The sequence below is a fragment of the Pseudidiomarina terrestris genome, from assembly GCF_030466375.1.
Lineage (GTDB): Bacteria > Pseudomonadota > Gammaproteobacteria > Enterobacterales > Alteromonadaceae > Pseudidiomarina > Pseudidiomarina terrestris.
Genome location: NZ_JAGGJE010000003.1, coordinates 17,091 through 36,740, shown reverse-complemented (window position 1 = coordinate 36,740; position 19,650 = coordinate 17,091). Strand labels below are relative to the sequence as shown.

16 protein-coding genes and 2 tRNA genes are annotated in these 19,650 nt (G+C 53.2%); 8 read left to right on the top strand and 10 right to left on the bottom strand.

Translation table 11 applies throughout. The annotated features are described in order from the left end of the window. Position 1: 1 nt before the first annotated feature. Positions 2-3,109: an efflux RND transporter permease subunit gene (locus tag J6J28_RS08700; RefSeq protein ID WP_301721143.1), complete on the top strand. Its 3,108-nt coding sequence runs from the start codon at positions 2-4 to the stop codon at positions 3,107-3,109. On the opposite strand, the gene J6J28_RS08695 is transcribed toward J6J28_RS08700, so the two are convergent. From J6J28_RS08695 to rsgA, 3 genes are read right to left on the bottom strand one after another with little or no spacing between them, the layout of a single operon-like run. Next, positions 3,106-3,834 (bottom strand): glycerophosphodiester phosphodiesterase, encoded by a 729-nt coding sequence (locus J6J28_RS08695; RefSeq protein WP_301721142.1) that lies wholly within the window; start codon positions 3,832-3,834, stop codon positions 3,106-3,108. The two genes, J6J28_RS08700 and J6J28_RS08695, sit on opposite strands and share 4 nt — an antisense overlap. A 5-nt stretch (positions 3,835-3,839) precedes the next feature. After that, positions 3,840-4,709 carry an archaetidylserine decarboxylase gene (gene asd, locus J6J28_RS08690; protein WP_301721141.1) on the bottom strand — a complete coding sequence of 290 codons (870 nt, stop codon included), beginning with the start codon at positions 4,707-4,709 and terminating at the stop codon, positions 3,840-3,842. Beyond that, positions 4,706-5,770 carry a small ribosomal subunit biogenesis GTPase RsgA gene (rsgA, locus tag J6J28_RS08685; RefSeq protein WP_301721137.1) on the bottom strand — a complete coding sequence of 355 codons (1,065 nt, stop codon included), beginning with the start codon at positions 5,768-5,770 and terminating at the stop codon, positions 4,706-4,708. The genes asd and rsgA overlap by 4 nt, the downstream gene beginning before the upstream one ends. A gap of 114 nt (positions 5,771-5,884) precedes the next feature. On the opposite strand from rsgA, the gene orn reads away from it, so the two are divergent. The 3 genes from orn (at position 5,885) to J6J28_RS08670 (ending at position 6,695) form a co-directional block, all read left to right on the top strand. Continuing rightward, positions 5,885-6,439 (top strand): oligoribonuclease, encoded by a 555-nt coding sequence (orn, locus tag J6J28_RS08680; RefSeq protein WP_301721134.1) that lies wholly within the window; start codon positions 5,885-5,887, stop codon positions 6,437-6,439. 77 nt (positions 6,440-6,516) lie between these two features. Continuing rightward, positions 6,517-6,591: transfer RNA gene (locus J6J28_RS08675), tRNA-Gly, on the top strand. Positions 6,592-6,619: 28 nt separating this feature from the next. Beyond that, a tRNA-Gly gene (locus J6J28_RS08670) sits at positions 6,620-6,695 on the top strand. Positions 6,696-6,707: 12 nt separating this feature from the next. Here the strand turns inward: J6J28_RS08670 and dgcN are convergent. The 4 genes from dgcN to J6J28_RS08650 all read right to left on the bottom strand — a co-directional run bounded on the left by dgcN (position 6,708) and on the right by J6J28_RS08650 (position 9,532). Continuing rightward, on the bottom strand, positions 6,708-7,712 hold the full coding sequence (dgcN, locus tag J6J28_RS08665) for an N-acetyltransferase DgcN (RefSeq protein ID WP_301721132.1): 1,005 nt from the start codon (positions 7,710-7,712) through the stop codon (positions 6,708-6,710). A 95-nt stretch (positions 7,713-7,807) separates the two neighbouring features. Beyond that, positions 7,808-8,698 carry a LysR family transcriptional regulator gene (locus J6J28_RS08660; protein WP_301721131.1) on the bottom strand — a complete coding sequence of 297 codons (891 nt, stop codon included), beginning with the start codon at positions 8,696-8,698 and terminating at the stop codon, positions 7,808-7,810. 60 nt (positions 8,699-8,758) lie between these two features. Beyond that, positions 8,759-9,148: an Lcl C-terminal domain-containing protein gene (locus J6J28_RS08655; RefSeq protein ID WP_301721129.1), complete on the bottom strand. Its 390-nt coding sequence runs from the start codon at positions 9,146-9,148 to the stop codon at positions 8,759-8,761. 12 nt (positions 9,149-9,160) lie between these two features. Beyond that, a complete protein-coding gene (locus J6J28_RS08650; RefSeq protein WP_301721128.1) occupies positions 9,161-9,532 on the bottom strand; it encodes a DUF423 domain-containing protein in 372 nt (123 codons plus the stop codon). Positions 9,533-9,591: 59 nt separating this feature from the next. On the opposite strand from J6J28_RS08650, the gene J6J28_RS08645 reads away from it, so the two are divergent. From J6J28_RS08645 to J6J28_RS08630, 4 genes are all read left to right on the top strand, one after another. Then, entirely contained in the window at positions 9,592-10,875 is a 1,284-nt protein-coding gene (locus J6J28_RS08645) for an acetyl-CoA hydrolase/transferase family protein (protein ID WP_301721127.1), read from the top strand. A gap of 153 nt (positions 10,876-11,028) precedes the next feature. Next, complete coding sequence (locus tag J6J28_RS08640) at positions 11,029-13,116, top strand: cytochrome D1 domain-containing protein (RefSeq protein WP_301721126.1); 2,088 nt, start codon at positions 11,029-11,031, stop codon at positions 13,114-13,116. A gap of 53 nt (positions 13,117-13,169) precedes the next feature. After that, positions 13,170-15,311, top strand: coding sequence for a TonB-dependent receptor domain-containing protein (locus J6J28_RS08635; protein ID WP_301721125.1), 2,142 nt, complete (start codon positions 13,170-13,172; stop codon positions 15,309-15,311). 109 nt (positions 15,312-15,420) lie between these two features. Continuing rightward, positions 15,421-15,786, top strand: a complete 366-nt coding sequence (locus J6J28_RS08630) for a MaoP family protein (RefSeq protein ID WP_301721124.1) — start codon at positions 15,421-15,423, stop codon at positions 15,784-15,786. A 53-nt stretch (positions 15,787-15,839) separates the two neighbouring features. On the opposite strand, the gene purD is transcribed toward J6J28_RS08630, so the two are convergent. The 3 genes from purD to purH all read right to left on the bottom strand — a co-directional run bounded on the left by purD (position 15,840) and on the right by purH (position 19,645). Continuing rightward, on the bottom strand, positions 15,840-17,126 hold the full coding sequence (gene purD / locus J6J28_RS08625; protein WP_301721122.1) for a phosphoribosylamine--glycine ligase: 1,287 nt from the start codon (positions 17,124-17,126) through the stop codon (positions 15,840-15,842). Between the two features lie 28 nt (positions 17,127-17,154). After that, complete coding sequence (locus J6J28_RS08620; protein ID WP_301721121.1) at positions 17,155-18,006, bottom strand: class I SAM-dependent methyltransferase; 852 nt, start codon at positions 18,004-18,006, stop codon at positions 17,155-17,157. 67 nt (positions 18,007-18,073) lie between these two features. Then, complete coding sequence (gene purH, locus J6J28_RS08615; protein WP_301721361.1) at positions 18,074-19,645, bottom strand: bifunctional phosphoribosylaminoimidazolecarboxamide formyltransferase/IMP cyclohydrolase; 1,572 nt, start codon at positions 19,643-19,645, stop codon at positions 18,074-18,076. Positions 19,646-19,650: the final 5 nt, after the last annotated feature.

Sequence of the window (19,650 nt, the reverse complement as noted above, 5' to 3'; positions counted from 1 at the left end):
CATGTTGCTCTCCGATGTCTCCGTAAAGCGTCCGGTATTTGCAACCGTCGTCAACCTGTTACTGATCGTCTTCGGTATTGTGTGTTTTACCATGCTGCCGTTGCGCGAATATCCCGATATTGATCCGCCAGTGGTGTCCATTGATACCAGCTACCCCGGCGCATCTGCAGAGATCGTTGAAACCCAGATCACCCAGCCTATCGAAGACCGGATCAGCGGTATCGAAGGCATCAAAAATATAAGCTCCAGCAGCCGCAACGGTCGCTCCCGCATCACCATTGATTTTAACCTGAGTCGTGATGTCGACTCTGCCGCCAACGATGTGCGTGATCGGGTGTCGCGGGTGGTGGATAACTTGCCCGAGCAGGTCGACCCACCCGAGGTGTCGAAGGCCAACTCCGATGAAACCACCGTGGTGTGGTACAACCTGCGCAGCGAAAACCTCAGTATTCTGGAACTGACCGACTATGCCGATCGCTATATCGTCGAGCGGTTGTCAGTGGTCGATGGCGTGGCCCGGGTTAACCTCGGTGGTGAGCGCCGGTACGCCATGCGGGTCTGGCTTGATCGCGATGCAATGGCGGCCCGGGGCATTACCGTGGCCGATATCGAAAGTCGCTTACGTTCCGAGAACGTCGAGTTACCTGCCGGTGAAGTCGAATCCGTTGATCGGGAGTTTACCGTCCGCGTGGCGCGCACGTATCTCAACCCCGACGATTTCAGATTACTCGCTATAAAACGCGGTGACAGTGGGCAACTGGTGCGACTCGGTGAAGTTGCGCGGATCGAGATGGGCTCGGAAGACGACAAAACCGAATTCCGCGGTAACGGCATCAATATGATTGGTATTGGTGTCATTAAACAATCAAAAGCGAACACGCTCGAAGTGGTGGAGAGTGTCCGGAGTGAGATCGAAACCATCCAGCAGACCTTGCCGGAATCGATGATCATTGTGCCGAGTTACGATTCGTCCATCTTCATTAAAGGTTCGATCGACGAAGTCTACAACACCCTCGGTATCGCCATGGGACTGGTGGTGGTGGTGATCTACTTGTTCCTTGGCAACATTCGCGCCACCCTGATCCCGGCGCTGACAGTGCCGGTGGCGATCATTGCCTCCTACATCGCGCTCTTTGCCATGGGATTCTCGGTGAACCTGCTGACCTTGTTGGCCTTAGTGCTGGCAATTGGTCTGGTGGTGGATGACTCGATCGTGGTGCTGGAGAATATTTACCGGCGCGTGGAAGCGGGTGAACCGCCCTTATTAGCCGCGTATCGGGGTGCACGCGAGGTTGGTTTTGCCGTGGTGGCGACCACCCTGGTGTTAATTGCGGTGTTCGTGCCTCTGGCATTTCTGGATGGGAATATCGGCCAGCTCTTCACCGAATTTGCGCTGGCGATTGCCGCGGCGGTGCTCTGTTCGAGTATTGCTGCGTTAACTTTGTCACCCATGCTGAGCTCGAAGATCCTCCGTCGCCGCGAACGCACCAGTCGTTTTGGGCGCGGCATGGATCGCTTCTTTAACTGGGTTGAAGAAGGTTATGGGCGTGTTCTAAAACGTACCCTGGCCTACCCGTGGCTGGCGGTGGTGCTGGTGATACTTGCGACACTGGTGTCTTACAACATGCTGAAGCTGGTGCCGCAGGAATTTGTGCCACCAGAAGACCGCGGCACCTTCTTTGTCATGGTGCGCAGTGCTGAAGGCGCGAGTTTCGAATCCAACGCCGCGCACATGCGCGAAATCGAAGCCTTGCTCTTACCTTATGTGGATGAAGGCAAGATTGACCGTCTCTTAGTCCGTGCTCCGGGCTGGGGCAACTCAGCAGGTATTGCCATCGTTGGCGCGGTGCCATTCGACGAACGTGAATGGAGTACCTTCGAGCTGATGGACGAAGTCAGTGCCAAGCTCAATCAGGTCAGTGGGGTGCGGGCGTTCGCCTTTATGCGTAGCGGTATCTCCGGTGGCAGCGGGCGACCGGTGCAGTTCGTCCTGCAGGGCAATACCTATGATCAGCTTGCCGCTTATCGCGACATCGTGATTGAGGAAGCGAGCAAAAATCCGAATTTACTCGAGCTTGACAGCGACTTTAAACAAACGCTGCCACAGTTACTGATCCAGATCGATCAGACCCGTGCTGCTGATATGGGCGTATCGGTCGGCGATATTGGCCGTACCCTCGAAACCATGTTGGGCGAGCGGCGGGTGACCACCTATCTGGACCGTGGCGAAGAATACGATGTGATACTGGAAGGTGAACGTGCGGATTATCGTGATCCGACCGCCATCGACCAGATTTACGTGCGCTCTGACAGCAGTGGTGAGTTAATTCCATTAGCGAACCTGGTGACCATTGAAGAGCGGGCCACCTCGGGTCAGCTTAACCGCTACAACCGGATGCGCAGTATCACCATTGAAGCCAACTTAGCCGAAGGCTATTCACTGGGCGATGCCCTGGCTTATTTAGAGAATATTGTGGCGGAAAAACTGCCTGATGATGTGTCGATTGATTACAAAGGTGAGTCGCAGCTGTATCAGGAAAGCGGCAGCTCAGTGATATTTGTTTTCGCGCTGGCGCTCGTCATCGCTTATCTGGTGCTTGCGGCTCAGTTCGAGAGCTTCATTCACCCGCTGGTAATCATGTTGATGGTGCCCATTGCGATTCTGGGGGCGGCTTTTGGTTTGTACTTCACCGATCTCACGCTCAATATCTACAGTCAGATAGGTATCGTCATGCTGATTGGGTTAGCGGCTAAAAACGGTATTCTTATCGTGGAATTCGCGAATCAGCTGCGTGATGCCGGGCATGACTTCGATGAGGCACTGATCCGCGCCTCGCAGCAGCGCTTACGCCCCATCGTGATGACCGCTTTTACCACCTTAATGAGCGCGGTGCCGCTCATCCTGGGCACCGGGCCGGGTGCTGAAAGCCGCATGGTCATTGGTACGGTGATCTTCTGCGGGGTGGCGTTCTCAGCCTTCCTGACGATTTTTGTGATCCCGTCGTTGTACTCGGTGCTGGCACGTAATACCACCTCGCCGATGGCGTTGAGTCATGAGTTAGATGAGCTTCAGCAACGTTTCCCTAAGCACCAGAGCGACAACGATTAGTCGAGGTGCCAGGCCTCTGAGGGCTGCACCTGCAGCCCCTGGAGGACGTTACGGGCAACGCTTGGATGGTTGGTAAAGATACCGTCGACACCCATGGTGTGGAGATCGCGCATATCTTCGGGTTCATCTACTGTAAACACAAACACCTGCAAACCGCGGGTATGGGCATCGGCGACGAATTCCGGGGTGACAAAGTCGACATCAATATGCACGGACCAGGCTTGCAGTTCACTGGCAAACGCTGCGTAACTCAATGGACATGAGGTGGTGAGCGCGCCGATGAGTTGTTGCGGGTGATCTTCCTTAAGCTGGCGTAACCAATGGTGATTAAAGCTCGACACCAGCAGCTGTTCACGGCTGAAGCCAAGCTCTGCGCGGGCAAAGCGCAAATGTCGGGTTAAACCCCTGGCAATATCGGCACCTTTTAATTCAATATTAACGATGCAGCGGCCGGCGATAAACGCCAGCGCCTCATCCAGGGTTGGCACCGGTTGCTGACCGAAAACCTTGAGTTTCCGCACTTGCTCTAAGGTCAGATCCTGCAAGCGGCCGGGATGTGCAGTGAGTCGTGCGAGATACCTGTCGTGGAAGACAATCCACTCATCCTGTAGCGGATAAACATCGAGCTCAATAGCATCGGCGCCCGCGTCCAGGGCGCGACCGAAGGCCGTCAGGGTGTTCTCTGGGGCTTCAAAACTCGCGCCGCGATGAGCAATAATCAGCATAAGCGCTAGTCGTCTCGTTCCCCGAGCACCTGTCCCATGCGGGTGACAGATAGGGGCCCAAGATCGTCGTCAAAATCAATGGTGTCTGCAGGGAAGGTGAGTACCACCGTCGACCCAAGCTTAAAGTGTCCCATTTCTTCACCTTTTTTCAGGCGAATCGCCTGATCACCGCTGGCCGGATACTCCCAGCTATGCACGTGCTTACCGGTGGGTGGGGTCACTGTGCCTGCCCAGACGGTGCCGATACTGGCAACGATGGTGGCGCCGACGAGCACCATCGAGAACTTACCAAACTCACCATCAAAAATCGCAACCACGCGTTCATTACGGGCGAATAAATTAGGCACATTGGCGGCAGTTAAAGGGTTTACCGAGAATAAATCGCCAGGCACATAGATCATTTTACGCAGCACACCATCGCAGGGCATGTGAATGCGGTGGTAGTCTTTCGGTGCTAAATAAATGGTGGCAAATTCACCGTTTTTAAAGGCATGAGCATCACGCGGATCGCCGCCCAGCAGTTCGGTCAGGCTGTAATCGTGTCCTTTGGCCTGAAAGATACGACCGTCTTTGATCGGGCCAAGCTGGCTTACGGCACCGTCAACTGGATGCGCAAACTGGTGCGCTTCAGTGGCGTTGAGCGGGCGCAAGTCGGCTTTCAGATAGCGCGTGAAAAAGTCGTTAAACGTTTTATAGGCTTTCGGACTTTCTTCAACCGCTTCACTCATATCGACGTTGTATTTCCAAATAAACCAACGAATAAAGAGTTGTGTGAAGACGCCCGCACGGGCAGCCGCAAAAGCTCCGACTAAGCGCGACAAAGCATGCTTAGGCGTTAAGTACTGCACTTTAATTTTTACATCATCCCAATTCACTTCTTACTACCTCGTGGCATTGCGCGCGATGGCTTACTGGTGGCCATCGACTCTATAATTTTGTGGAAATTGTACAACCGAAGCGGATGCAGGTCACCTGCTTCGACCGCTTGCTGTAATGCACAGCCCGGATCCTGCGGCTGGTGTTTACAATCTCTGAATTTGCATTGGCCCAGAAACGGTCGGAAATCGATAAAGCACCACGCTACACGAGTTTCATCTAAATGCCAGAGGGCAAACTCACGAATTCCAGGGGAATCGATAAGAAACCCGCCGTCAGGCAACGGGTAACGCGTGGCCACAGTGGTGGTATGCTGCCCCAGACCTGAGTTGCTGGAAATATCGCCTACGTCAGCGTCAATATCCGGTAACAGCGCATTCACCAGGGACGACTTGCCGACACCTGACTGGCCCACCACAATCGAAACCTCGGTTTGCAGTAAACGCTTAATGTCATCCAGGCCGCCGGTGGTTTTGGCGCTGACACTCAGTACCTGATAACCAATAGCTTCGTACATTGCCAGTGCTGCGCCAATCTCTTCCCGTTCTGTCGCGCCGACCTCGTCAAGTAAGTCAGCCTTATTGAGAATAATCACCGGGGTAATGTCAATGTCTTCACAGGCAACCAGATAACGATCAATAATCTGGGTTGAAAAGGCAGGCAGCACGCTCGAAATAATTAAAATCTGATCAATATTGGCCGCAACAGGTTTTACCCCATCGTAGTAATCGGGCCGGCTGAGCAGCGAACGCCGCGGTTGCACGGCTTCAATGACGCCTTGTTCAGTGTTAGCACTTTGCCCTGTAAAGCGGCGCCACACGACCTCGTCACCACAGACAAGACTTTCAATACCGCGGCGAATATTGCAACGGTACTGTTGTTCATCATCACCGGCGACAATGGCGTGCTGACCGAACCGCGCAACGATGATGCCGGATTCCGTACCACCTAAACTTGCATCATCGAGCTGTTGCTCGAGATCGTTTTGCTGCAACCGTTTTTGCTGGTTGGCGCGAACGCGGCGTAACTGTCCTTTATTTAACTTTCGATGTTTCCCCACAAGGCTCCTAACTTGGTTGGCAACGTCAATTGTTGCTAATGATACAATATTCTTTGCAACTCCGCCTGAATTACGGACAATAGGCACTACTTAGATGAGTCAGAGGGAAAAAACATGACCGCGACAGCAGATCGACTGATTTGGATCGACCTGGAAATGACCGGGCTGGAACCCGACCGGGACTTCATTATCGAGATTGCGACTATCGTCACAGATCAACAGCTTAACGTACTTGCAGAGGGGCCGGTGATTGCTGTGCACCAGCCTGAAGTGCGCTTGGAACTGATGGATGACTGGAATGTGCGCACGCACACTGGATCCGGCCTTATCGAGCGAGTTAAAACGAGTGCGCACGACGATGCCGCGGCAGAACGGGAAACCTTAGAGTTTTTGGCGAAGTGGTGCACTCCGCAAAGCTCGCCAATGTGCGGTAATAGTATTTGTCAGGATCGACGCTTTCTGGCCCGTCACATGCCTGAGTTAGAGGCTTTCTTCCACTACCGTAACCTCGATGTCAGCACGGTGAAGCAACTTGCAAAATACTGGGCTCCGGATGTCGCAGCAGGTCTTACGAAACAAGGCGCACATACGGCACTGGCCGATATTCGAGAGTCGATCGACGAATTACAGTACTACCGTGCGCACTTTTTCGACATTCAAGCCGAATAAGCCGAAAAAGCGGTTGCAAAGCCTGCCGAATTCAGTAAAATTCGCCTCCGTTATCGCATTTGATGACAGAAGTTTAAGCGGGAATAGCTCAGTGGTAGAGCACAACCTTGCCAAGGTTGGGGTCGCGAGTTCGAATCTCGTTTCCCGCTCCAAACTTCACCCTCGAATACCTTTCTTGATGCGGGAATAGCTCAGCTGGTAGAGCACAACCTTGCCAAGGTTGGGGTCGCGAGTTCGAATCTCGTTTCCCGCTCCAAATTTTCTTGTTTTAACCCTCGAGTTTATCCGCAATGCGCGCGACACCATGACGAATCGGGTCGACGCAGGGCAGCCCTAACCGTTGTTCAACGTCCCGGCAGTAGGTCATCGCGCCTTCTTCGTCGACCGCAGACGTATTCACCGCAATGGCAATGACTTTGGCTTGAGGGTTGGTCACCCGAGCCAGCATTTCATTGAGCGCGATGGTTTCTTCCAGGCTTGGCAAGGGCCGGTTATCGATAGCCCGCATACTTGAGCGGCCTAACGCATGGCACACCACTAAGGCATCAGGCTGAGAGCCATGCAGGAGTCCCAGACTCACACCAGCAAAGGCTGGATGCGAGAGGGAACCCTGACCCTCGATAATATCCCAGTGCTCCGGGGCATTCGCTGGCGCTAAATCTTCAATGGCGCCGGCAATAAAATCTGCGATCACACAGTCTACCGCGACACCATCGCCGGCGACCAAAATACCGCTTTGTCCTGTCGCGCGGAAGCTCACGTTGCGTTGCCGACGCTGCAGCTCGCGGGTAATCGCTAAACTGGTGTACATTTTCCCGACCGAACAATCCGTGCCAACAGTGAGTAAACGCTTACCCTCACGGCGATAGCCTTTTCCCGTGCGCAGTCGCTGGCGCGGGTGGCGGATGTCGAATAACTCACAGCCTCTGGCCTGGGCCGCGCTTACGAGTTCAGGAATGTCCTGCAGCCGGTCGTGAAGGCCACTGATAATATCCATACCAGCAGCGATTGCCTCGTGAATCACTGGCAACCAGGCTTCATCAATATAACCACCGCTATTGGCAAAACCCAAAACCAAACTTTGCGCGCCAGCAGCCTTAGCTTCTGCAATCGTCAATGCCGGACAACCGGTCGTCACCGTACAGCCCGGCAGACGCAATTCACCGATACATTTTTCCGGACTCCAATCCGCTGCGCTACGAGCCATTTTAATGCTAAGTGGATCCTTGGCATCACCAATAAATAGTAGGTAAGGGGCTTTTAACGGCGTCATCTGGATTCCTTGGATAGGTGGTTAATGTCCGCCTTAGGATAGGAATTTGGCCGTAAAACAACAGTGAATAATAGAAGGTGCGCTATAACCTGAAGTTATGACTGCTGATCGAGTAACGCACTTTGTACGAAGGGCAAAAATGCCTGGCTAAGTTTCGATAGCGGTTTAGCGGCCAGATGGAGTGCCCGTATAGGTACCTGAAGTGGAGGTTCGAGGGACGCTGTGGCGACGCGTTGGTCCGGGTTACCCTGAGCCGAAATCGCATCGATAGTACAGCAGCCCAAGCCTTGTGCAACCATGCGCGCGGCAATGTAATAGGTATCGACCTGAATGATCGATGCAGTATCAACCCCGGCCTGATTAAGCTGTTGCCAGAGCAACTGGCCGATAGGGCCACTGTCCCAGATGGCAATCAAGGGTAGTGTGGAGAGTTCAGCGTAGGTTAACGACTGCGGTTGCCTGGCGAAGGTCTCACACGGGTAAAGCACTTTTATTTCAGTGCTGCCGAGTTCGATAGCTTCAACGTTTGGATAACCTGGCGAGGCATAAAGCAATGCGAGCTCACAGTCGCGCTCAACCAGGGCCTGCATGGCTTCATCATTATGGATCGTTTGCAGACGAAAACGCACCTTAGGATAGTGCTGATTAAAGCGGGCAATGGCGACCGGGATAACGTTAAAGCCCAAGGCTGGTGTAATGGCTAAATCGATCAGGCCCTCATCATGGCGCTGAATATTTTGCGCAAGAGCCTTAACGCTGTGCAACTGCCGATAAACCTGTTCCACCGCGGGAAACAACGCCAGCGCTTCGTCGGTGGGAAGCAACTTACCTTTTTCACGTTTGAACAGGGCAAAACCAAGTTGTTGTTCAGCATGCCCTAAAGCTTTGGATACCGCGGGCTGAGAGATATGCAACAGTTGCGCCGCCGCCGTTACGGAACCGGTCGTATAAATTGCGTGAAAAACTTCAATGTGGCGTAAGCGCATAATATGGTGGTGAGAACCATCCAGTCGGCAAGCTAAGATACCGTCATTCTTGCATCGTTTTTAATCGTGAACAAGAACCACTAAGCCATGCTCGCGTACCGACAGGTACTCAACTTTCCCTGACCCAGAGTGTACGGCAGCGACCAATAGTTCGTCGCCATGGCGCATTACCGAAGACGTAAGTAACCACTCACTGTGTACTGGGCCTTTTATGGATTGGGGCGCTTCGTTACTGTTTAGGTGACGCTTCAGCTCCTGTACCGTTGGCAGGCGCCAGTTTACTTCAGTGTCGAGTTGGCCGATGGCGACCTTGGCTTGATTCCACTGCCACCGTTGCGCTGCGCCGGTACATTCGTTAGCCATTAAGGTCTGACCGAGCAGACATGGGTACCATGTCAGCTTCGGCGGAGTCGCTGTGAGTAATGCGCTAAACATCAATGCAATCAGCATCAGACAACGACCTCAGAACTCTTTTAGCATGGCCCAGAAGATCCAGATCCAGCCGATAATAAAGCAAGCGCCGCCAATTGGCGTGACTGGACCAAAGAACTTGGCTCCGGTTACTGCCAGCAGATAGAGGCTACCTGAGAATAGAATAATACCGGCCAGCAGCAGCCAGCCACCGGTGCGCAGCCCGGTGGCCTGCGGATACGGAAGTAACAGCGCCGCAACTAGCAACAACCCTAGCGCATGATAAATCTGGTACTGTACACCGGTTTGGAATACCGCGAGCATTTCGGGACTCAGTTTGCCTTTTAAACCATGTGCCCCGAATGCACCAAGAATTACCCCAAGTGCCATATTGATTGCGCCTAACATTGCGAATAACTTCATACTATCCTTACTCTGAATTCTGATGAGTGTAATCCTAATGTACCGCAAAAGGAGTGAAAATGCGTGTAGAAACAGCGGCAGAAGCCCTAAGTATTCTCGCCGATAACGACATTATATGGTGTCAGTCGATGGCAGCCACCCCGTATAAATTGCTTGAAGGTCTCGCTGAAATCGCCCCTTCCCGCAAAAATATGACCCTGCTGCAGTTGCACACTGAACACAGTGAGATGTTAGGCGATGCCGCATTGTCTGGTCACTTAAGGCAGCGCGCATTCTTTGTCGGAAAGTCCACGCGTGAAGCGGTCAGTGAAGGGCTTGCAGATTATGTGCCGATCTTTTTATCAGAGATCCCAAAACTGTTCCGTTCCGGTGAGCAGCATCTTGATGCGGTATTGATACAGGTATCGGCACCCGACGCTCACGGTAATTGTAGCTTGGGGATTTCTGTTGAAGCGACGCGCGCGGCGCTGCAGGTGGCAAAAAAAGTGATCGCTTGGGTCAATCCAAAGATGCCGCGTACCCATGGCGATTCTTTTGTGCACATGTCACGCATTGATCGCTACTTTGAGCTTGCCCAGGATCTGCCCTTACACCAGCGTCCTCAGCAAAGTAAGACCACCTTACGTATCGGTGAGCGGGTGGCCGAATTGATTAATGATGGAGACTGTCTGCAAATGGGGATTGGTGCGATCCCCGACGCGACTCTGGGCTGCCTGACCCATCACCGGGACTTGGGGATCCATACTGAGATGTTCTCTGATGGGGTACTGCCGCTGGTAACAAGTGGTGTGATCAACAACTCCCGTAAACGCAAGCATCGCGGCCGTATCGTCACGACCTTTGCCATGGGCAGTCAGGAACTGTACGACTTTGTTGACGATAACCCACAAGTGGCCTTCCTTGATGTCGAATACACCAACGATACCGCTGTGATCCGTCAGAATAAGCAGGTGATGGCCATCAACAGTGCACTGCAGGTGGATCTGACCGGTCAGGTGTGTGCCGATTCAATTGGAACCAAAGTCTATTCGGGGGTTGGCGGGCAAATGGACTTTGTCCGTGGAGCAAGCCTTTCAGAGGGCGGACGTTCGGTGATTGCCTTGCCGGCGACAGCTGCCGGGGGCCAGATTTCCCGTATTTCCGCCATGCTTGCGCCTGGAGCTGGTGTTGTCACTACTCGTGCTCACGTGCACTATGTGGTAACTGAATACGGCGTCGCCAATCTGCGCGCGCGCAGCCTCACCGAGCGCGCTGAAGCACTGATTCATATTGCCGCTCCGCAATTTCGCGAGCAGCTCGCTCGTGACGCGCGCGATGATTGGGGACTACGGGTAAAGATTTAACCCGTAGCAGCAATCACAACTACTCATGTGGGGGTACTCCTGATGCAACGGGCTGGCCCCCCCTTCCTTGATATCGATCAATTTCATTCTATGCTCTAGTCTTAGAATGATATCAGCTAGCTTTAGCTGAAAGTCCATCAAGGAGGACGCCCTATGCATTCTAAACTCTCTACTCATCCAAAGTGGTCCCTGTCACCGTTAGCTCTTTTCAGTGGTCTGGCCGCGTTGCTGTTTTCTATTCAGCCGGCAGTTGCCGATGACCACGGTAAGGACGCCTATGCAAAACAATGTCAGGCCTGTCACCAGCCTACGGGAATGGGATTAGCCGGAGCTTTCCCACCGTTAGCGAATAATCCCAATGTTGATGGCCACCCTGATTACGTCATTGCGACGATTTTGCAAGGCAAATCTGGCCCGCTGGAAGTGAATGGGCAAACCTACAATGCAGTGATGCCACCGATGCAGCATCTCACCAACGATAGCATTGCAGCGATTACGAATTACGTGCTTAGCAGCTGGGGGAACTCGGGTGCTAAGGTCGACGAGCAGGACGTTGAAGACAGCAGGGTGGAGTTGGGTCTAAAAGATCGGGCGGCCGGTAAGCCGCATGCTGATGAAACCGCTGCCGAGGTCAGTTATAAGGGCGCGCCCTCGCAGGTCGAAGGCGGTAAACAAGTGGTCTCGCTTGGCGCTCCCGCCATGAGCGAAGACGAATTTGCAGTGGCACAGAAAATCTACTTTCAACGCTGTGCCGGTTGTCACGGGGTACTGCGTAAAGGGGCAACAGGTCTGCCGCTAACCCCTGACATTACCCAGCAAAAAGGTACCGAGTACCTGAAAGCTCTTATTAACTATGGCTCGCCGGGCGGTATGCCAAATTGGGGCACCTCTGGTGAGTTAACCACCGACGAGATCGACATTCTTGCGCGTTTTATTCAGCACGAACCGCCAACCCCACCGGAATGGGGTATGCCGGAAATGATGAACAGTTGGGTGGTTCATGTTGCTCCGGAAGACCGACCAAGCGAACCGCAACATAATTACGACGTCGACAACATGTTTGCGGTGACGTTGCGTGATGCCGGGCAGGTTGCCATTATCGATGGTGCCAGCAAGGAAGTACTGAATTATGTTGAGACTGGCTACGCAGTTCATATTTCACGTGCGTCCAGTTCGGGTCGTTATTTCACTACCATAGGTCGTGACGGAAAAATCGATTTGATTGATCTGTATATGTTTCCACCGCAGGTGGTGGCGGAAATCAAAATCGGCCTGGAGGCAAGATCAGTAGAGAACTCTCGCTTTAAGGGCTATGAAGACAAGGTCGCCATCGCTGGCGCTTACTGGCCGCCGCACTACGTGCTGATGGATGGCCAGACGCTGGAACCGCACAAGATTGTGTCTACGCGAGGTATGACGGTGGACACTCAGGAGTACCATCCTGAGCCACGTGTCGCGGCGATTGTTGGTTCACATAAACACCCTGAGTTCATCGTCAATGTAAAAGAGACCGGTCAGATCAAACTGGTGAACTATGCTGACATCGAGAATTTGCAGGTGACTACCATTTCAGCAGCGCCTTTTCTGCATGACGGTGGCTGGGACAGTTCCGGCCGGTATTTCCTGACTGCTGCGAACGAAAATGACACTATTGCCGTGGTCGATGCGTTGGAGCGTAAACTGGAAGCCTTAATTCCAGTGGAGCGGATCCCGCACCCGGGTCGGGGCGCAAATTTCGAAGATCCTGAACATGGTCCGGTCTGGGCGACAAGTGCTTTGGGTAACGCCAATATCACACTAATTGGCACCGACCCCGAAGGCCACCCAGACAATGCCTTTAAGGTTGTCCGCATTCTTGAAGGTCAGGGCGGCGGCTCACTCTTTATCAAGACCCATCCACTTTCAAGCAACCTATGGGTGGACACGCCATTGAACCCGGATGAGGCGAAAGCACAGTCGGTAGCAGTGTTTGATATCAACAACCTGGGGGCTGGCTACGAGGTATTGCCTATTGCAGAGTGGGCAGACTTAGGTCCAGGTCCTAAGCGTATCGTCCAGCCTGAATACAATATGGCCGGCGATGAAGTGTGGTTCTCGGTCTGGAGTGGCATGGAAGAAGAATCAGCGATCGTTATCGTGGATGATAAAACGCGCAAGCTTAAACATGTCATTAAAGGCGAGAAAATCGTTACGCCAACCGGTAAGTTCAATAATTACAATACCCGCAACGAGGTGTATTGATGGGACAATTCCACAGCAGGCTTGGGTGCGTCTGTAGCGTGGTGATTTGCGCGGTGGCTCTACCAGCCGCCGCGCAGCAAATCAGCAGCGAAGCTACTGAAGAAATTCGTCCAGATGAAATTATAACCGTCGTTGCTCATAGACAAGCTCGCGCTGTGAGCGAGGTTGCCGGTACTGTTTCTGTAATCAGTGACGCGGAGCTGGAACGTGATCTGGTCTTTAATGCGAGCGATTTAATTCGCTATGAAATGGGAGTGGAGTTAGATGACAGTTCTAATCGCTTTGGTTACAGCGGTTTCCGTATTCGTGGTGTTGGTGGCAACCGCACCGCCGTTGTCGTCGATCAAGTAGCTATTGCTGATCGTTTTGCCGTCGGTAGCTTTTCTGATACCGGCCGTGGCTTACTGGATTTGGGGCTGGCCAACCGCGTGGAGATCTTGCGTGGTCCGGCATCGACACTTTACGGCAGTGATGCTCTGGGCGGCGTTGTCGCTGTGCATACCTTGGTGGCGGAGGATGTCCTCACCACACCTCAACACGGGACCCGGGTGCGGCTTGGCTTTGGTTCCGATGCCGATCGTGCTTACGGACGGGTGGCAACGGCATTGAGCTCAGGTCAGCACAGCTTTTTGCTTGCGGGTGCTGCGAGTTCGCGCGCTGAAAGTGAAGCACAGGGCCTAACGGAGGCTGAACGTGATCCGCAGGATATCGAGCAAACAGGTGCCTTGCTGAAATGGCAGTACGCCAGCACCTACGGTGAACTGCAACTGAGCTTTGATGCGCTGCGCGAAGAGCGTGAAACTCAAGTGCGGCATAGCTTAGGTAGCGGACGACAAGCTTCAACCACCGCCCTTCGTGGTGACGACGAGCGCTATGAGTGGCGTTCGATTCTGAGTTTTAACAGTAGCGCGACGCAATTCTATGATCGTGGCGAATGGCGCGTTTTTTTTCAGCAATCGCAAACCCGGCAGGATTCCTACGAGGAGCGCGGGCGTCTGGCTCAACCCTTGTCGATTTATCGCGGTTTCCGTTACGATTACTCTAATTATGGCTTGGCAGCGGACTTAGAGTACGACACCGTTTTTGCCGGCTTGCAGCAGCGTATCGGGTATGGCTTTGAGTGGTCTCAGGCGGAGGTATGGGACGAGCGTGACGCCTGGCAGTTCAACCAAAGTACGCAGGAGTCGACCAAGACTTTGCTGGGCGAGACCTTCCCGTTGCGTGACTTCCCACGCAGCGAAATTTCCGAACTGGGGCTATACCTGCACGACGAAATTCGCCTCTGGCAGGGCGGGCCGACGCTAAGTCCGGGGGTACGTTATGAGTATTATGATCTGGCCACTCAGCAAGACTCATTGTTCCAAAGCCGTTATCCGGATACCGAGGTGACGGACCTGACGCATACCGCGTGGTTGCCCAAACTCGGTTTGCTCTGGCCTGTCAGCACCAACGCAGAGTGGTTTGCTCAGTACGCCCGGGGCTACCGCGCACCGCCGTTTGCCGATGTAAATGTTGGTCTGTATTACCCACAATTTCGTGTTCTTGCCATAGCCAATCCAGATCTTAAGCCAGAACGTGGGTATACTTTTGAGACAGGCCTGCGCTGGCGCTCTATTGACACGCAGCTAAGCGCTACCCTGTATCATAATCGTTTCAGTGACTTCATTGATAGCCGAGCTGCACAAGGCTTCGACCCGCAGCGACAGCTATTAATTTTTCAGTCGGTGAACCGCGATCAGGTCATTATTGAGGGCGTTGAGTTGAGATGGCAGCAACAGTGGCACCCCAACTGGGCTTCCGAGTTCTGGCTCGATTACAGTGACGGCGAAGATCGCGCGACCGGACAGAGCCTGCCGAGCCTGAGCCCTCCCTCATTGCTCGCCGACGTGACCTATCAGGCGTCATCAGGAGACTGGGAAACACGGCTTATTCTGCGAGCGCAAAAAGGGCAAAAGCAACTCTATGATGCAGATAATGCCCCTCTCTTTGCCGCACCGGGCTACGCCACCATGGATTGGTTAGTGCAATGGTTTCCCAGCCACCAACTGCAGCTGGGCGCCGGTGTCTTTAACCTGACGGATCGTCGCTACTGGAGTACTGCGCAGGTCGGTAATTACCCCCAAGATGACCCGATTTTACCGCTTATGGCGGCGCCGGGTCGGCATGTTCGCGCGACATTGAACTATCGCTTCTAGTAAATAATTAAAAAATTTATTGACAACCGTGCCGTTCGCCTCTATATCGTCAGTGTCGCAAAGAGGCGAACGAATTTCCCTGTAGTTGTTGGTCTGGAGGAAGGCACAAATGGCAACGATCAACCGTGATCAAATCACTAAGAAGGCGTTTAACGACTTCAAAAACTATCCGTACGGATTTGCCCGTTCTGGTGACTTTTCAATTCGTGAAAGTGACGTGCTGAGCAAGCATGGTAGCTTAATTGCTGCACTGATCAATGGCGAAGTTGAGCCTATGTCAGCAGAAGAGCAATCGCTACTGGCAGTCGCGCGTGGCGAAAAAGCAGCCGAGTCAGACATCGAAAAAGCCTGGTCGAAATATCAGGCACGCATCAATCGACCCAAGGTCGGCAGTATGTATGGGCGCAGCCGTTACGCCGACGAATCCTTTGAAGTGTCGAGCAGCGACGATGAAGACTTGGTCGTCGAGGATTAATAAAAAAGCCGCGGGCGAGGCATCTCGCGCGCGGCTGTTTGCAGTGCAAATGTTTACTGTTCGCGAGCGATCGCCCGGTGAGCAATATCAGTGCGGTAATACACATCTTCCCAGTTGATTTTACTGACTCCGGCATAAGCCTTTTGTTGCGCCAGTTGCACGCTATCGGCAATTGCCGTGACGCATAATACACGGCCACCAGAGGTCACAATTGAGCCGTCGTCCAGCGCTTTAGTGCCGGCATGAAAGACTTTTGTGTCGTTGGTGTCAGCATCATCTAAGCCTTCAATCGTCTTACCTTTTGCATAGCTGTCTGGATAACCGCCGGCGGCCATGACCACACCAACAGTGGCGCGTGGATCAAAATCAATGACCTCCTGATCCAGCTGTTGTTTGCAGGCGGCCAGGCAGAGTTCGACCAGGTCGGATTGCAGGCGCATCATGATCGGCTGTGTCTCAGGATCACCGAAACGGCAGTTGTATTCGAGAACTTTTGCTGTGCCATCGGGTGCAATCATCAAGCCAGCGTAAAGAAAGCCGCTGTAGGGATGCCCCTCTGCAGCCATGCCCTCAACCGTCGGCGCGATAACATGGTCCATCACCCAGTTGTGAACATCAGGCGTGACCACAGGTGCTGGCGAATAGGCGCCCATGCCACCGGTGTTTGGTCCTTTATCACCATTGTCGCGGGCTTTATGGTCCTGGCTGCTGGCAAATGCCAGTGCGGTTTTGCCATCGACCATGACGATAAAGCTGGCCTCTTCACCCACCAGAAACTCTTCGATAACGACCCGGCTCCCGGCCTCACCAAAGCGATTGCCTGCCAGCATGTCGTCAATAGCGGCAAAGGCTTGCGCTTCGGTCTCGGCGATAATGACACCTTTACCGGCGGCCAAGCCATCAGCCTTAATTACGATGGGCGTGCCTTGCTGTTCTACGTAAGCTTTGGCCTCGTCGATAGCGGTAAAAGTTCCATAAGCTGCTGTTGGAATAGAGTGGCGCGCAAGAAAGTCTTTGCTAAATGCTTTTGAGCCTTCCAGTTGCGCTGCGCCCTGTGTCGGGCCAAAGATTTTCAAGCCGGCTTCAGTGAAGCGGTCAACAACCCCGGCAACCAAAGGTGCTTCGGGACCGACGATGGTCAGGCCGACGTTCTTATCTTGAGCGAACGTCAGTAGTCCATCGATGTCATCTGCAGCCAGATCGATATTCTCCAGCTTTAATTCAGTGGCGGTGCCGGCGTTACCGGGTGCCACAAACACAGTCTCTACTAACGGCGACTGCGCCGCTTTCCATGCCAAAGCATGTTCACGGCCACCGCCGCCTATCACAAGTACATTCATGTCGTTTAGGACTCTCTTGTTTTGCTTATCAAGATGATTCAGGTTTCTTAAATTTAAGGGTAAAGCGGTCGCTCTCACCGATGTCTATGTAACGTTGCAGGTCTTCCTCGCCCAATCCTAAAGTGGGTGGCAAGGTCCAGACACCGCGTGGATAATCAGCTGTATCCAACGGATTGGCATTGACGTCACTGGAATCGACAAATACAAATCCAGCTGCTTTTGCTGCTTCAATCGCGACACTTTCTTTCATATAACCCGAGCTTTCCATGTGCGCATCAGGCCGATCTGCCGGTAACCGGTGGTCGACAACACCAAGGATGCCGCCTGGCTTCAGGGCTGTATAAAAGCTCTCAAAAGCGCTTTGCACGGCTTCTATGCCACCGTTCATGTACCAGTTATGCAGGTTGCGGAAAGTTAGTACGCGGTCCGCGCTCCCTGGTGGTGCAATTTCACTGTCGCCGCTTGGCGCAAACTCTGTCATGACCACTGCGCTGAAGGCGGGATCATTGGCAACACGCTCCGCAAACTGTTCGCGTGAGTTGACGTAATAGTCGCGGGTTTCTGATTGTGCGAAATGGGCGGCGTAGAGCTTACCGTTTTCCTTCAGGTAAGGTGCCAGTATTTCCGTGTACCAGCCGCCGCCGGGCCAGATCTCAACCACGGTCATGTCAGGTTGTACATTGAAAAAGCGTAGGGTTTCGATTGGGTTGCGGTAAACATCACGTTCAAGGTTACTGGTGTCACGGGCAGGATTCTCGTTCACCGCCTGCTCGAGTGTCATGCCATCTGAAGCGGCTTCAGAAGTGGGCCCGCTATCAGAACAGGCTGCCAGCATAAACAGGCTGGCAGTCATGCTTACTAATGCAAAGAAGTTCTTCATATCGTTATCCTTTCTATGTCATAAGGTCTTTATAATCCTAGACGTAGGATAGCTTCTCGGCAATCTATTAATGACGAAAGTGGCGCATACCAGTAAACACCATGGCAATTCCGTGCTCATCGGCGGCTTTGATGATCTCTTCATCACGAATAGAGCCACCTGGCTGAATGATAGCCTTAATGCCTGCAGCAGCGGCTGCATCGATACCGTCCCGGAATGGAAAGAAGGCGTCGGACGCCATGACACTGCCAGCGACCTCAAGATTTTCATCCGCAGCTTTGATACCAGCGATTTTGGCACTGTAGACGCGGCTCATCTGGCCAGCTCCGACACCTATGGTCATGCCGTCTTTGGCGTAGACGATGGCATTTGATTTCACGAATTTGGCGACCTTCCAACAAAACAACAGATCTTTGAGCTGATCCGCGGTCGGTTGTGCCTTACTGACCACTTTCAGGTCGGCTTCGCTCACTGCGCCCAAGTCATTGTCCTGCACCAGTAACCCGCCATTTACGCGTTTAAAATCCAGCGCCGGACTGCGTTCAGCAGGCCACTGTCCGGACGACAGCAGGCGCACGTTTGCTTTACTGGCAACGATTTGCTGCGCGTCTTCGCTAACACTTGGCGCGATAATCACTTCGACAAACTGGCGCTCGATAATGGCCTGTGCTGTGGCCTTATCCAGCTCACGGTTAAACGCGATAATGCCACCAAAGGCTGAGGTTGGGTCAGTTTTAAAAGCTCGATCATAAGCGTCTGTACAGGTTTCGCCAATGGCAACACCGCACGGGTTAGCATGCTTTACGATGACACAAGCTGGGTCCTGAAACGACTTCACACATTCCAGCGCAGCGTCGGTGTCGGCAATATTATTGAAAGACAGCTCTTTACCCTGCAGTTGCACTGCGGTGGCCACAGAAGCTTCGTGAGGCTGCGCTTCAGCATAAAAGGCGGCCTGTTGATGGCTGTTCTCGCCGTAACGCAAATCTTGCTTCTTTTCGTACTGGGCGTTGAAGGTGCGGGGAAACTTACTGTCCTGCTTGGGCAAGCGTGCACCAAAATGATTCGCAATCATGCCATCGTACTGAGCGGTATGTTCAAAGGCACGGATAGCCAGATCAAAACGGGTGTCGAAGGTCAGACTATTATCATGGGCATCCATCTCGAGAATGACCCGTTCGTAATCTCTGGCGTTCACGACAATAGTCACGTCCTGATGGTTTTTCGCTGCAGCGCGAACCATCGTTGGCCCACCAATATCGATGTTCTCGACGGCGTCCTGATGCGAGCAGTTTGGCTTAGCAACCGTCTGGGCAAACGGGTAGAGGTTAACCACGACCATGTCGATAGCAGCGATATCCTGCTCTTTCATGACCTCATCGTCTTTACCGCGACGGCCGAGAATACCACCATGAATTTTTGGATGAAGGGTTTTCACCCGGCCGTCCATGATTTCCGGCTGGCCAGTGTGCTCAGAAACATCGGTGACGTCGATATTATGTTGACGCAATAATTTGGCGGTGCCGCCGGTAGATAAAATTTGCACGCCGCGTTTGCGTAAGGCTTCGGCAAATTCGACAATACCTGTTTTATCAGAAACACTGAGAAGAGCGCGTTGAATTGGTCGGAATTCCATCATGGTCA

Coding starts and splice junctions, on each gene's coding strand:
- J6J28_RS08645 (WP_301721127.1), top strand. CDS start 9,592: ATGCGTGTAGAAACAGCGGCAGAAGCCCTAAGTATTCTCGCCGATAAC.
- J6J28_RS08660 (WP_301721131.1), bottom strand. CDS start 8,698: ATGCGCTTACGCCACATTGAAGTTTTTCACGCAATTTATACGACCGGT.
- dgcN (WP_301721132.1), bottom strand. CDS start 7,712: ATGACGCCGTTAAAAGCCCCTTACCTACTATTTATTGGTGATGCCAAG.
- purD (WP_301721122.1), bottom strand. CDS start 17,126: ATGAATGTACTTGTGATAGGCGGCGGTGGCCGTGAACATGCTTTGGCA.
- purH (WP_301721361.1), bottom strand. CDS start 19,645: ATGATGGAATTCCGACCAATTCAACGCGCTCTTCTCAGTGTTTCTGAT.
- J6J28_RS08700 (WP_301721143.1), top strand. CDS start 2: ATGTTGCTCTCCGATGTCTCCGTAAAGCGTCCGGTATTTGCAACCGTC.
- J6J28_RS08695 (WP_301721142.1), bottom strand. CDS start 3,834: ATGCTGATTATTGCTCATCGCGGCGCGAGTTTTGAAGCCCCAGAGAAC.
- J6J28_RS08620 (WP_301721121.1), bottom strand. CDS start 18,006: ATGAAGAACTTCTTTGCATTAGTAAGCATGACTGCCAGCCTGTTTATG.
- orn (WP_301721134.1), top strand. CDS start 5,885: ATGACCGCGACAGCAGATCGACTGATTTGGATCGACCTGGAAATGACC.
- J6J28_RS08640 (WP_301721126.1), top strand. CDS start 11,029: ATGCATTCTAAACTCTCTACTCATCCAAAGTGGTCCCTGTCACCGTTA.
- J6J28_RS08650 (WP_301721128.1), bottom strand. CDS start 9,532: ATGAAGTTATTCGCAATGTTAGGCGCAATCAATATGGCACTTGGGGTA.
- J6J28_RS08655 (WP_301721129.1), bottom strand. CDS start 9,148: ATGCTGATTGCATTGATGTTTAGCGCATTACTCACAGCGACTCCGCCG.
- J6J28_RS08630 (WP_301721124.1), top strand. CDS start 15,421: ATGGCAACGATCAACCGTGATCAAATCACTAAGAAGGCGTTTAACGAC.